10 protein-coding genes are annotated in these 14,214 nt (G+C 41.5%); 4 read left to right on the top strand and 6 right to left on the bottom strand.

Features of this window, described 5'->3' with window-relative positions; genetic code table 11:
- The first annotated feature begins 353 nt into the window (after positions 1-353).
- Positions 354-1,622 (top strand): hypothetical protein, encoded by a 1,269-nt coding sequence (locus AKG98_RS15975; RefSeq protein ID WP_067048066.1) that lies wholly within the window; start codon positions 354-356, stop codon positions 1,620-1,622.
- A 112-nt stretch (positions 1,623-1,734) separates the two neighbouring features.
- On the opposite strand, the gene AKG98_RS15970 is transcribed toward AKG98_RS15975, so the two are convergent.
- Entirely contained in the window at positions 1,735-2,592 is an 858-nt protein-coding gene (locus tag AKG98_RS15970; protein WP_067048064.1) for a TIGR01459 family HAD-type hydrolase, read from the bottom strand.
- A 214-nt stretch (positions 2,593-2,806) separates the two neighbouring features.
- On the opposite strand from AKG98_RS15970, the gene AKG98_RS15965 reads away from it, so the two are divergent.
- On the top strand, positions 2,807-4,843 hold the full coding sequence (locus AKG98_RS15965; RefSeq protein WP_067048062.1) for an ATP-binding protein: 2,037 nt from the start codon (positions 2,807-2,809) through the stop codon (positions 4,841-4,843).
- 29 nt (positions 4,844-4,872) lie between these two features.
- Here the strand turns inward: AKG98_RS15965 and AKG98_RS15960 are convergent, their stop codons facing one another.
- The 5 genes from AKG98_RS15960 to AKG98_RS15935 form a co-directional block, all read right to left on the bottom strand.
- Positions 4,873-5,910, bottom strand: a complete 1,038-nt coding sequence (locus AKG98_RS15960; RefSeq protein ID WP_067048056.1) for a phospholipase A — start codon at positions 5,908-5,910, stop codon at positions 4,873-4,875.
- Positions 5,911-6,046: 136 nt separating this feature from the next.
- Positions 6,047-7,351 carry an L-2-hydroxyglutarate oxidase gene (gene lhgO, locus AKG98_RS15955; protein ID WP_369814931.1) on the bottom strand — a complete coding sequence of 435 codons (1,305 nt, stop codon included), beginning with the start codon at positions 7,349-7,351 and terminating at the stop codon, positions 6,047-6,049.
- A gap of 5 nt (positions 7,352-7,356) precedes the next feature.
- The gene (locus tag AKG98_RS15950) at positions 7,357-9,516 is read right to left on the bottom strand and encodes a TRAP transporter permease (protein ID WP_228140327.1); all 2,160 of its coding nucleotides are present in this window, start codon (positions 9,514-9,516) and stop codon (positions 7,357-7,359) included.
- Positions 9,517-9,550: 34 nt separating this feature from the next.
- On the bottom strand, positions 9,551-10,573 hold the full coding sequence (locus tag AKG98_RS15945) for a TAXI family TRAP transporter solute-binding subunit (protein ID WP_067048052.1): 1,023 nt from the start codon (positions 10,571-10,573) through the stop codon (positions 9,551-9,553).
- A gap of 404 nt (positions 10,574-10,977) precedes the next feature.
- Positions 10,978-12,327 carry a sigma-54 dependent transcriptional regulator gene (locus AKG98_RS15935; protein WP_067048048.1) on the bottom strand — a complete coding sequence of 450 codons (1,350 nt, stop codon included), beginning with the start codon at positions 12,325-12,327 and terminating at the stop codon, positions 10,978-10,980.
- A gap of 312 nt (positions 12,328-12,639) precedes the next feature.
- Here AKG98_RS15935 and AKG98_RS15930 point away from each other — a divergent pair, with 312 nt between their 5' ends.
- Positions 12,640-12,990 (top strand): ArsC family reductase, encoded by a 351-nt coding sequence (locus AKG98_RS15930; RefSeq protein ID WP_067048046.1) that lies wholly within the window; start codon positions 12,640-12,642, stop codon positions 12,988-12,990.
- 75 nt (positions 12,991-13,065) lie between these two features.
- A complete protein-coding gene (gene dapE / locus AKG98_RS15925; RefSeq protein WP_067048045.1) occupies positions 13,066-14,202 on the top strand; it encodes a succinyl-diaminopimelate desuccinylase in 1,137 nt (378 codons plus the stop codon).
- Positions 14,203-14,214: the final 12 nt, after the last annotated feature.

The raw sequence follows: 14,214 nt of genomic DNA, 5'->3' as shown, positions 1-14,214 counted from the left end.
GAGAAAGCAACGCCGTAGAAAACAAAACACCTTCACTTTACCTTATATATGATTTTTCATATGTTATGTATAACGTAAATAGGCATAATTCACTGTTAATAACGATAAGTCCATATATCCCACCAATTTACAACATTACGAACATCTGTAAGCTCAACCATACGCAGCGATCACAAAACAACCACAAATGGAACTACGTGTCACGAAATGGCGTAATATTAAGTAAAAATGAGATCTAGACTGAAAAAAATATTACATAAATGCGATAGCCTTCAAGTCCAACAACAATTAATTAACATTCGAAATCACAATAACAGTTATTCGATTACGATATATAATGCTTGGAGCTACAAATGCGCACTATTTTTACGCTACTAATATCTGCACTTAGTTTTAACAGTTTTGCCCTCGATAGTACTTATTTACAATGCTATGGTGTGAAAGACAGTTTCGCATCGCGCTCAGATTTAATTAAAAAATCATGGGCAGTCAACCCTAACAACCAGTACTTGAAACTTGACGGTTATTGGAAAGACAATAGTTATAATGCCGATACCGAAAACTACTTTATCGTGAAAGCCATTGATTCAGTGCCAGTCACTTCTGAGCAAGTACACAGTGTATTAGCCAGCATGTGTAGCAATACGCTAGTCAATAAGTATTCCGATGAGTTTATTAGCAATATTACTTATTTTGCTTCAAACAATTCTTACGGTTATGAATACCCTGTCATGACGGAAGCTGATGCGCTAGCAATCAACAATAGCGACTTACCCGTCGCGTATAACAACATGCTGCGTTATGCGTTTGCATCAAGTTATGTCTACAGCACAGAGCAAGGAGCAGATTCTTTCTCATTTACTGACAACGCAACATTCAAGCAATTAATGATCGATGCCAATAGCGCCGAGCTGAATATTATTGCAACTTATGCGGGTGATAGCGGTGTTCACGGTGTGGCGATTAAAGTACCAGCAGTGCCAAGTAAAAACCTAGAAGAAGAGATTATTATTTCCTTTAAAGGTACTAGCAGTGGCAGTGATGTGATGCAAGATGTCGAGCTCATGCTTGCAAATATCTCTGAAACGGATGAAGACTGGCAGGCTGAAGCATATCAGTTTACTCAACAGATCCTAGCGCAATACCCCGCTAACATAGCGTCGTTAACCCGTGGTTATAAAGCATCATCAGCAGCAAAGACCTATAACGTGGTACTCACTGGTCACTCACTTGGTGCGTATACCGCGATTGATACAGGCGTGAGAACGGGCATTTTAACACGGGTATTCTCATCACCAGCAACACGTATTATTGAAAAGTACATTCATGCGTTTGCCAATAAAATGCGTTACAACAACGTAATTAATATGGTACGAGAAAAAGATCCAGTCGCGACTATGTCGGGCCGTCATAACGAAAACATGATCTATTTCCCGAAAGCAGCAGGTTTAAACCCAGTCGACAGCCATTACTTAACCCCCTTCATTAACGATATCTTAATGCCACTGGCAAACGGTCAAGCAACCGTTGCCAACAAAGCGAGTCATGTTTATATCACTCCTGACTCCACCGTTGGCGCAGGCTTAACAGAATCAGTTAACATGTGGGGTCATACAAATTAAGACCATTTGAATTAGGCTATATAAGAAAAGGAGGGCATATCCATCATGGTATGCCCGTTATAGCCAGACTTACTTACAATAGACATTACGCAGCAAAGACATCCAATAACAATTAATTGACTTGAAACCAATCAATATAGTGACTTGGCATCACATCAAATTCACGACTTAAATCAGCCACCACAGACGCTACAATCACATCGTCTTTCGTTGCCATTTTAGCGGTCAGATCTTCAGCATGAATACCCGTGGTCAAAAACAAACTAGATATACCTGCTGTATTCGCGCCGCGGATGTCATGCTCTAAACTGTCGCCTACCGCAATCGCGTTATCCCAACCGTCTAATAAGGTATGACACATATCATAGACTTCGGCTTGTGGTTTACCATGCCAATGCACCTTGCCACCCATGGAGACGTAAACATTGGCAATCGAACCTGGACAGAGTTTTAATTCACCGTTTGGATTCATTGCCACCAGATCAGGATTACTCACTACCATTTCTAGTCCACGCGCATAAGCTATTTCCAGGTCAGCTTGGTATTCCGCCACACTGCCACGACCAACGCCGTAACACATAATAAGTGTAGCGTCTTCTATACCCACACTAGTTAAGCCACAGTCTTCTAGCACATTCGCATTGGTATTATCATCAAATGCAAAGGTCAGCGCTTTACTACCGAGATGGTCAAATTTACCCTGCTTAAAATTGTGACGCATGTGATCGCCGGATGTCAGTACATCGATATACAGATCGCGGCTGATACCCGAATCGGTTAAACGCTGATAAGAGAAATGGTGGCTATTACCACTGTTCGACAAGATCACGACTTTTTTGCCATGCTGTTTTAAAAATTGTAATGTCTCAATCGCGCTTGGAAACGCATCACCGCCATTGTGCAGTACGCCCCATTGATCCAAGATAAAGGTATCAAACTCGTTAATAATGTCTTTAAGACCGGAAATCATTTTCACTTCGTCATTACTCCAACAGCATCTGCTATTAGCCTTAAGTTGGTAATAGCCAGAACAAGATAACCCCACTATATACTTAAACCTACAAATTTGAAGAATATTAATATGGGGAAGGATCGTGTTAATAAGGTTAAATGTGATTACAGATCCAGTTTTATGGACTAGAAATTGTTAACTTAACTGTATTTTCTGTTGTGGTGAAGGTCTAGTGTCAAATAAGTTTAAAATTATAGCCAGTATCATTTTGGGCTGCGTAATAGCAACAACATTTACGGTACGTGAAATATGTCGAGATTGGCTTTTAGATTCAGCTCGTGAGCAAGCAGAAAACCAATTGCTCACCTATGTAGTTGATATTCGTCGGGTACTCGCTAGCTACAAATACCTTCCCTACCTTATAACAGAACAAGAAAGTGTTACCGCTGTACTCACTAACCCCCAAGCGTCAATAGCCCCCCTGAAACACACATTAACGCAGTTTGATAAAGCGGCCAACACCAAGGGCTGGTATTTACTTAGACCGGATGGTTCGCTATTAATATCAAGTCGCCATAATGCTCATTGGGATGCGCATAAAGCGGCAAACATTACCGCTAATCTACGTAATAAGAACGGAGAATTGGATAATGACAAAGGCGTATTCACATCCAGCTATATTGCCAATAGCACGGCTAATTATTATTTAAGTTTACCGATAAACCTCAGCGGAAAATTGATTGGTATTGCAGTCATTGAAGTCGACTTAACCGCATTAAGTGAACCTTGGCTTGCCGCCAATGAATTTATTCTCATTAGTAATACTAAAGACCAGTTCTTTTTGTCTAGTCATCCGCAAATTTCGGCGACAGAAATGAATACGCGAGGGACGAACGGTATTAAAGCTCGCCAACTCAGCAATGACGCTAATATCTATCACTGGAAAATTCATAATAACGATTATCAAGTGCAACAGGTTCAGCTAGATGATCTCAAGTGGCATATTTATTACCTAACCCCCTTAAGTAATCTATATAAAACCGTTGATATAGCCGGATTCATTACCGCTATTTTAATGTCACTGTTACTGTCAATTCTATTATACCGCCATGAACGTAGGCAAAAACTCTATTCGCACGCCGCATTAAAACAGATGATAGCAGGGACGAATGTCGGCTTAGTCTTATTGAATGACGATCGCAGTATCAGTTATATAAATCCAACCGCAATGTATTATTTTGGATTAAACAATGATGATGACAACAGCTTATATGCGAGCCAGCTACTCAGCCAACAACATGATAATAAAAATATTATCGAACAATTAAATGATCTATCAAAGATCCCAACCCTGACCGGTATTGAAGTTTTCGCGCATAATCATCAGGGACATAGCTTTCCCGCGTTACTGTCTATCACCCCACTAGCTTGGTCACAACAGCGCGGTTCGCTAATGACATTTGTTGATATCAGCAAACGTAAACGCGCAGAACACGCACTTTCACAAGCCAATGCACAACTGGAAACACGAGTACAAGAGACCACAGCAAAGCTTTACACTGCCCAAGAAGAATTATTGTTAAGCAGTAAGATGGCCGCTCTCGGTCGTATGTCCAGCGCAATCAACCACGAGTTAAATCAACCACTCACCGGTATCAGAACCTTACTATCAAGTAATATTTTATTTTTAGAACAAGGTAATACCAAGGTACTACGTTCCAACATGGCTTTAATCGATAAGCTCGTTGCACGTATGTTATCGATGACGGCACAGCTTAAAGTATTTGCCTTCAATCGTCCTGAGCGCTTAATGGCAACGTCAATAACCGACATATTAACAGAGGTATTCACGCTGCAAGAGTCTAAGCTAGCCAATATAGATATTAAGGTTGATGTGCCTGATTCATTGCCACAAGTCTTAGCTGAACCGCATCGATTACATCAAGTATTCGCAAACTTAATCAGTAATTCAGCGGCAGCGATGCAACATACTTCACAGCCACAATTATTCATTAACGCAAGTTTGATTAAAGGCATTATTTACATCAAGGTCACTGATAATGGATCGGGCGTGGATGATGACGCGTTAGCACATATATTCGAACCTTTTTATACCAGCAAAAAAATCGGTGAAGGACTGGGACTTGGGCTGTCCATAACAGCTAATATCATGCGCGATATGCAAGGTGAAATAACGGCAAATAACAACCAGCATCAAGCAGGGATGACCTTTACACTCACGCTTCAGGCCTGTAGTAATAATGAGTAGGTAACAACGCCGAGATTGAGGTGTTCACCTTAAAACACATTATTAAGCGCGACCCCGATACCGAAACGAGTCTGACTGTGATTATAATCAATCAGGCTTTCACCATACCCATTAAATATAGTGAAATAGCCTTTCAGTTTACCATATAAAGGCGTTGTTAAATTTAGTTTCACAGCGCCTTTACTGGTTGCAAAATTCTGACGTATTTCAGCACTCAATTCATATTTTCCAAAAGCATAACCGATACCGTACTCAACATGTCCCATATAGTCAGAAATATCCGGATTATCATCTCCATTAGGGCTAGCTGGATCCGTTTTAGCATCTTCTGGTATACGATACCAAGGCCTAACACTCCACACGAAATCACCCTGCTCATAAATAAACTCGGTATATACACGATTCCATGAACGAGACGATATTCCAGCACGGCCATTGGATTGATGCTCAAACCCAACCATGACAGCCGTATTGGCATCATTAGGATGCCAATCTAATGGCGCGACATAAAATATTTCAGGTCTATAATTCGTTTCTCTGAAGGGACTGGAAATTTCATGGGCATAAACTTGCCACCAAGCCTCGAGGGTAAAACCAGCATAGATGCGATCGCCGTCAACGAATAAAGAACTGTAGCTTAACGGCAGTTTCAGACTTAATTGAAATTTAGCTTCGACTTTTTTATAGCCATCGTCAAGGGAATTTAGAGTACGATAGGCTTCAGGGTTAATTTGATTAGTGCTATAAACAGGTAGAATATAGTTCATTCGGTGTGGAGTGAGTACAAATTCAGATGTGTCAGTTTGACGCTCTTCAATAATTCGCTTTGTCAGTAGCCCTGCTTTCACTTTTTTACCGCGGATAATGACTGAACCGTCTTCTTCAAGGCTGCTTTGCGCTTTGCATATCGCCCTTATTTCCCCTAATGTTACTTCTGCAGCACTATTAGCGACTTGCTTTTCAATACACTCATGTTCTGTCACCGCTTGAGCTTGATCACTAAGAGAAATACTGAGAAACACTAAACAGAAGTTTTTATAGTTTAATCGTTGCAAAATTGATTCCATTCCTGATAAACGCGAATATCCAGTTAGCGTATATAATATACTTAATAATATGCATAAGATATCACCCTTATTAGTACCACTCAGCGGCGATTAACCTCGGTATAGAGGTGACAGTATTTTATCTACCCCGTTTAGTTTAGTTTACATCTGATACCAGCTTATCACGTACCTTATTACAAATATAATCACCAATAGGGATCGCAGAAGTCGCCGCAGGGGATGGCGCATTACAAACGTGTAAACTACGTGGACTCTCTGCGAATAAGAAATCATGCACCAGACTGCCATCTTTCAATACCGCTTGTGCACGAATACCCGCTGGGTAGTCTTCTAGGTCAGTCACCTTTAATATCGGGCAGTACTTATTGACGAGTTTTAAGTAACCCGGTTTCCACCACGAATTTTTGGTTTCAATTAAACCCGTTTTTAAATTTTTAGCACTCACCCGCCAAAAACCAGGAAACTTAATCATGTCACAGATATCACGCAAATCTATATTTACTTTACCATAGCCTTCTCGTTTCCATCCTTGTACCGCATTCGGGCCGACCGTCACCGAGCCATCAATCATGCGAGTCAAATGCACCCCCAAAAATGGCAATTCAGGATCAGGAATGGGGTAAATCAAATGATTCACAATGTTGTTATACTGAGACTGTAAACGGTAATATTCGCCTCGATATGGAATGATTTGAAATTCGGTATCAATATTCAGCATTTTAGTTACCCTATCCGCCATTAAGCCTGAACAGGTAATTAAGAATTTGGCGACATACTCACGGTTCTCGAATGAATGCCCCAATACCGATTTTTTTTGACATCGAACGTTAATGTGATCACTGGTTTCGATTAAGTGAGTCACCTCAGTCTCCATCGCCATATCACCACCGAGCACACAGAATTCTACCGCCATTTTTTCGGTCACTAAGCGGTAATCAACGATACTGGTTGAAGGTACAAAAATTGCCCCTAACCCAGTAATATTAGGCTCTTTTTCAGCGAGTCCAGCGGCATCTAATAATTCAACGTCGATGCAATTATCACGACAGCGTTTATAAAGCGCTTCCATGCGTTGTAACTCTAATACATTGGTGGCAACCAATAGTTTCCCGCAGTTTTCAACCGGAATATCATGTTTGTGACAAAATGCTTTAGTCGCAGCAACACCCGCCTTACAAAAATTGGCTTTCATACTCCCCGGTTCATAATAAACCCCGGCATGGATCACACCGCTATTATGTCCAGTTTGATGCTGTGATAACTTGCCTTCCTTTTCGATTAATAATATCCGTTTTTCAGGCTCTCGCTGCAGTAATTGCCATGCAGTTGATACACCCACAATACCGCCACCGATAATAATATAATCATAAACGCTATTATCAGGGCTATTAGTTTCCGAACTACTTTTATCAAAACCCTGTGTAATCAAAGTCATTTTCATTATCCTTAATAAACAGCTGCGGCTGCAGGTGTCGTCACCACTGATTTATAACGACGATTACTGTAAATAAATAATCCCACAAAACTAAGCATCGCAGCAACTCTCACCACTAATGGTACATCAGGCCATGTCAGCGCTAAACCCAGTAATAATGAAAAACCGCGCAAGAAGATATTCAGTTCACTTTCTAAGTAACCTTCAATACCGGCAATAAATGCATAAGTACCTATGATGGCAAAAAAGCCAACCGTCACAACAGTCATCACATCCCAGCTAACAAGTGAGGTATAAGCCATTAAGATCGGCACAAGATAAAGCCCTTTCGCGATCTTCCATGCTGTTAAACCGGTTCTCATTGGCGGTGTACCTGCAATTGTCGCCGCGGCAAATGCGGTTAAACAAACAGGTGGCGTAACGTTACTGTCTTGCGATAACCAAAAAATAATTAAGTGCGCCGAGAGTAATATTAACGCTACTTTTTCTAGCCCTAACCCTTGCTCTAACAAAGTGCCCATAAAATCAACCGGCACTAAGCTTAATAAGGTTTCAGCTTGAACCTGCGACATCGGCTGAGTTAATGCTGCCATTTGGTCCGGTGCAGCGAGCATGAATATGCCTTGCGCCTGTGCTGGTAGTTGGCCATCCATTAACATTTGAATTAAGTGGCTTTCTGCTAATAGTGTATAGAGTGCGGGGGCAGATAACGTCCCTAATACAATATAAGCCGCCGTCACAGGTAGTCCCATGCCGAGGATTAATGACGCCAGTGCAATCAAGGCTAACATCAACATCAAGCTGCCACCCGCCCATTCGTTGATCATTAACGAAAATGTATTCCCAACACCAGTGGTACTAATCACATTAACAACCAAGCCTATACCGACCAGTAATACCGCGGTCGTCGCCATATTACGGGCACCTTGTTCTAAAGCTTCGAATACCGCTTTAAATCCCATTTTATTGGGTGACAACCAAGACGCAACAACCACTGAAATAATGGATAAACCCGCAGAATACGTTGGCGTAAACCCAGAAACTAATAAAAACACTAATACACCGAGTGGAATTAAGTTATACCAACCCGACAAAAACACTTTTGAGAATGACTCGTCAGAGGCAGTGACTTGTTGAATGTTACTGCGCTTCGCTTCGATGCGAACAAAAAAAGCAACAGAAAGAAAATAAATTAACGCAGGTACAACCGATACCGCGATGATATTTACATAAGGTACTTGCGTATAAGAAGCCATAATAAACGCACCCGCACCCATCACTGGCGGCATTATTTGCCCACCTGTTGATGCTGCTGCTTCTACGCCCGCTGCAAATCGAGCGGGGAAACCAGCTTTACGCATAAGTGGAATGGTAATAACACCTGTCGAGACAGTATTCGCCACACTTGAACCTGATACCGAGCCCATTAATCCAGATGCTATGACCGCGATAAATCCAGGGCCGCCAATCACTTTGTTTGCCGCCGCGCGAGAAAGGTTAATAATATAATCACCCACACCAGAGCGAACCAGAAAAGCACCAAACAAAATGAACATGAACACAAAGCTCCAGCTGATACGTGAGATAGCCCCAAACATACCCTCTGAGCTATAAAAGCTGCGATACAATAATGTTTCTACACTTAACCCAGGAAAATGGAACATACCTGGTACTAACTGACCCCACCACACCACATAGGTCAATGAAATCATAATTAATACCGGAATAAACCAACCAATAGTACGGCGGATCAATTCCAATACAATGATAATAGCCATGATTGAAAATACCCAATCACTGGTAACAAAGCGCACGCCACGTGCATACAGCGCATCTTCTGCAAAGGGGATATACGCTAAACAAGCAAGTGCCGCCAGCGCAATAATGATATCAACACCGAGTGCCAACTTACTGCTTTTTAGACTTTGATGTGCAGGATACCAAAGTGCACAAATAACAGAAAATCCAGCAAAGTGAGTCGCAGATGCCCATAATTCAGGGATCGTTGCAAACGTATTAAACCAGATGTGTAATATCGACAACACCACACCAAACCCTGATATAAACGCGGTTACCCAGGGGAAATCAATACGGGTAACTGACTCAAATTGTTCTAATTTTTCTTCGACCTGCTTGTCCATAACAAATTCCTTGTTGACTGCTGCCATCATGACAACAGTCCTTATCAGTATTTAATGTTGTTTGTTACAGTGCCGTTGGTAGCAATTCTGCAGGGATTGTTAAGCCGATTTCTTGGTAATAACGCACAGCACCAGGATGTAATGGTACTGGCAAGCCTTTAATGGCTTTTTCGACAGCCATCGCTTTCGTTGCTTTATGGATGCTGTTTAAGAAAGGTAGGTTTTCATAGATATTTTTAGTTAATAGATAAACATCTTCTTCAGATACATCATCACGCACCGCTAAGAAGTTAGGCTGAGCTATCGTCGTCACGGCTCTGCTTTGACTTGGGTAAGTATTTGCAGGGATCGTAAATTTAGTCCACAGCGGATATTCGCTGTTTGCTTGCTTAATTTGTTCGTCGGTAAATTGCAATAATGAGATATCATCCCCCATCGCCGCAAATGCACGCGTAATCGCACCCACAGGCATACCCGCAGGAATATTCATGCCATCAATAGCACCATTTTGCATCGCGTCCGTGCTTGAGCTATAGCCTAAATAGGCAAGGTTAAAACTATTTACATCGACGTTAACGCCACTCATGATCTGACGGCCCGAGTGCTCTGTGCCTGAATTTTTCTTACCGATTGAGAATTTTTTACCTTTTAAATTATTCAAATCACTCATCGTTCCCGTTTCAACTAACGAGCTACGCACCACAAAATGTTCCACGTTTTGCCACAGCATACTGACTGAGCGTAAATGTGTCTGTGGCCCTGTTTGTTTGAATTGCCCCTCACCTTGCCAAGCCCATGCGCCATACAAACCTTGTAGAATAGCAAATTGCGCTTCATCATCACTCAGCAGTTTTATATTTTCACCCGAGCCCGCAGAGCTAATAGCCGCTAATGAAAAACCATATTTAGGCTCAAGTTTAATCTTGCTCAACGTCGCGAGTGCGACACCCACTGGATAATAAGTACCTCCCGTCGATGCAGTCGCTAAAATATAACTGCGCTTCTCTTCTGCAATTGCAGAGGTCGCTGCCAAACTAAGCAGCACACTACTTACTAATAATGATTTTTTTAACATTCCTTTAAACATGGTCTTTCCTTGTTACTTTATTGTTATAAAAACTGCATTGCATATCGTTTGTCAGCACAAGGCAATGTCATCACTTCCGTTACGCATGACATATTGCAACAACAGTGCCACAAAGTTAAATCACTGTTAAATATAATTAAAACATTAAAACAGACGATAAATAAGCAAGATCATGCCTATATGGCGATTTTTGATAAGCAAGAAACAGCGCATAGCAGTAGTAAGGAGATAAACATCACATTAACAATATAAAAACATAACTAATTTATAATACGAGTTTGAAATATAATATAAACAGGTAACAAACACATACTAAAGAGGTAATTAAAAAAACAGTAATGAGTCATGTTAAATAAGATAGGTAGGATAAATAAATGGCAATAAGCAATATATTGCCACTTTGATTAAATATAGTCAGCTCGATGCAGATCATACTTTTGCATTTTCTGATTTAAAGTGCGGCGTGGTAAATCAAGTATATCCATGACCTCGATGATACTGCCTTTATGTAATCGCAATGCTTCAGCAATAACCTTCCTCTCAAAGTTTTGAGTTTGCATTGCAAGTGACAACTCGCTAGCGCTAGTATCAATCATTGAAAGCGGTTTAGTCACTAAAATATCAGCCACGGTTAACGCCTCATCTAACGCGAAACGGGTCGCTACATTAATCAATTCACGCACATTACCAGGCCAACCATACGCCAACAGGGTTTTTTCATCCATACCAGATAAGGGCTTGGCATTGATGTTGGCCAAATTAATGTAGTGTTCAAATAACAACAAAATATCCTCACCACGTTCACGCAATGGGGGTAAATATAACTGGGCAACGTTCAAACGATAAAAAAGATCTTGGCGAAATGCTTCATTGTCTTTCAAGCTTTCTTTGGCTGCGGCAATCACACGTATATCAATCGCAATCAACTTATTCCCCCCGACACGCTCTATTACCTGCTCTTGTAAAATACGTAACATCTTGACCTGCATGTTAATGGGCATACTTTCTACTTCATCTAAGAATAGCGTGCCTTTATCTGCATATTCTAGCTTACCCACTCGCTTTTTGATTGCGCCAGTAAAGGCACCGGCTTCATGACCAAACAGCTCGCTTTCAAATAGTGCTTCAGGAATAGCTGCACAATTTAAAGCAACAAAATCTCCATTCGAGCGTGTGCTCACCTTATGTAAGCAATCGGCAACCAACTCTTTACCACAACCGGTATCACCATAGATAATAACGTTGGTATCTATCTTGGCAATCTTAACCAGTTGTTGGCGTAACTCAACCATGCCCGGACTGGAGCCAATCAGGATCTGGTCTAAACCTTGTACCTGTTGTAAGTATTCCTCACGCTTATTCGCACCAAGTTGTAACTGGCGTTTCTCAATAGCACAGCCGACGGTCTCAATCAGCTTGTCGGGATCAAATGGCTTTTCCAAAAAATCAAAAGCACCATCACGTAATGCATTCACAGCCATATTGATATCGCCATGACCCGTCATCAAAATAATCGGCATTTCAGGGTTATTAGCCAATAATTTCGGTAACAGTGCTAAGCCTGAAATTTCAGGTAAACGCACATCAGAAATCACGATACCTGGAAAGGTTGTTGGTATGAGGCTTAATGCCGACTCGCCATCTGCACATTCGATAACATCATAGCCAGCTAGCTGTAGTCGTTGACTAATCGCCAAACGAACAATCTCATCATCTTCAATTAAAGCGACTTGAATAACTGATTGTTGTGACATAAATAATCCACGTCCTTGTATAAATAAACAATGCAGACAGGGTAAGAAAAACAGTGCCGATTGAAAAGGAGCTAGCTCGCAAATTACAGACTTAAAGGATCCATAAGCCCAAGAACAGTCAGTTAATCTGTATTCAGCCACTCATTCAAATACTGTTTTGTCATTTGGTTTTGTTTTTAGGCTACCAATTAGCTACATATTGCGCCTTATTCTGATATTCCTGCTCGTCTCTGATATAGCATCTTGAAGTAACTTAGGTATATACTGGGCGATATAACATTTAAAGAAAGAACCAAGAAAATAGGAATTGAAATGACGACTGTGATGTACGGAATTAAAAACTGCGACACCATTAAGAAAGCCAAAAAATGGTTAGAAGCAAACGAACTTGAATTCACATTTCACGATCACCGCGTTAACGGTTTAGATAAAGCACAACTGATCAGCTGGTGTGAAACACTCGGCTGGGAACAAGTGCTAAATAAACGTGGTACCACTTATCGTAAATTAACCGATGAACAAAAAGCAGGTCTCACAGAAGCAACTGCGATCGAATTGTTAATTGAACAGCCAGCGATGATCAAACGTCCAATTCTTGAAGTAAACGGTCAACTTACCTTAGGCTTTAAAGCCGATACTTACGCTGCACTATTCGCTAAATAATATATAAAAAGTACTTGCAGCACTGGCGGCTAAAGTAAGCCAGTGCTAAAAATAGGCTGTAAAAAGGAATTACTCATGTCAGACAGTTTAGTATTACAACTTGCCAAAGATCTACTTAGTCGTAAATCAGTGACACCCGAAGATGCGGGTTGCCAGCAAATGATCATCGAACGCCTTGAAAACCTCGGGTTCACTATCGAAACCATGGTATTTGAAGACACGACTAACCTTTGGGCTCGTCGCGGTACCACTGCCCCGGTATTTTGCTTCGCCGGTCATACCGACGTTGTACCAGTAGGTAAAATCGAAGATTGGGATACTGACCCGTTCGTACCCACTATTATTGATGGCTATTTACACGGTCGTGGCGCAGCAGACATGAAAGGTTCTATCGCATCATTCTTAGTCGCAGTCGAAAATTTTGTGAACGAACACCCTGATCACCAAGGTTCAATTGCATTATTAATCACCAGTGATGAAGAAGGCCCGTTCATCAATGGCACAACCCGTGTGATTGATACCTTAGAAGCGCGTAACGAAAAAATTGACTGGTGTATTGTAGGTGAACCATCAAGCACAAATAAAGTCGGTGACATTGTTAAAAATGGTCGCCGTGGTTCATTAACCGGTGACATCGTCGTGAAAGGGATCCAGGGTCACGTTGCTTACCCGCATCTTGCCGAAAATCCAATTCATAAACTCGCGCCAGCATTGACTGAGCTAAGCCAAGTGGTGTGGGATCAAGGTAATGAGTACTTCCCTGCGACAACGTTACAAATCACCGACATACGCAGTGGTGCAGGTGCAAGTAACATAGTACCGGGTGAAGCGACTTGTCAGTTTAACCTGCGTTATTCTACCGAGCTGACTGCGGATCTAATCAAATACCGCATTGAAGGTATTTTCGAAAAACACGGTTTAAATTACGAGATCAGCTGGATCCACAGTGGCCAACCCTTCTTAACAGAACCGGGCAACTTGCTAAATGCCATTACCGATTCAATTGAGAATGTGTGTGGTTATACGTCAGAGCTATCGACATCGGGAGGGACATCGGATGGTCGTTTCATCGCGCCAACCGGAGCACAAGTTGTCGAATTAGGTCCTGTAAACGCGACTATTCACAAAGTAAATGAATGTGTTAAGATTGCAGATATTGAGCAATTAGCTGAAATATACGAGCAAACGCTGGTTAAACTACTCGCACAATAAACACCGAACTTG

This window comes from Moritella sp. JT01 (assembly GCF_001574435.1).
Taxonomy (GTDB): Bacteria; Pseudomonadota; Gammaproteobacteria; order Enterobacterales; family Moritellaceae; genus Moritella.
The sequence above is the reverse complement of the archived record's forward strand: the minus strand, read 5'-3'. Positions and strand labels throughout refer to the sequence as shown.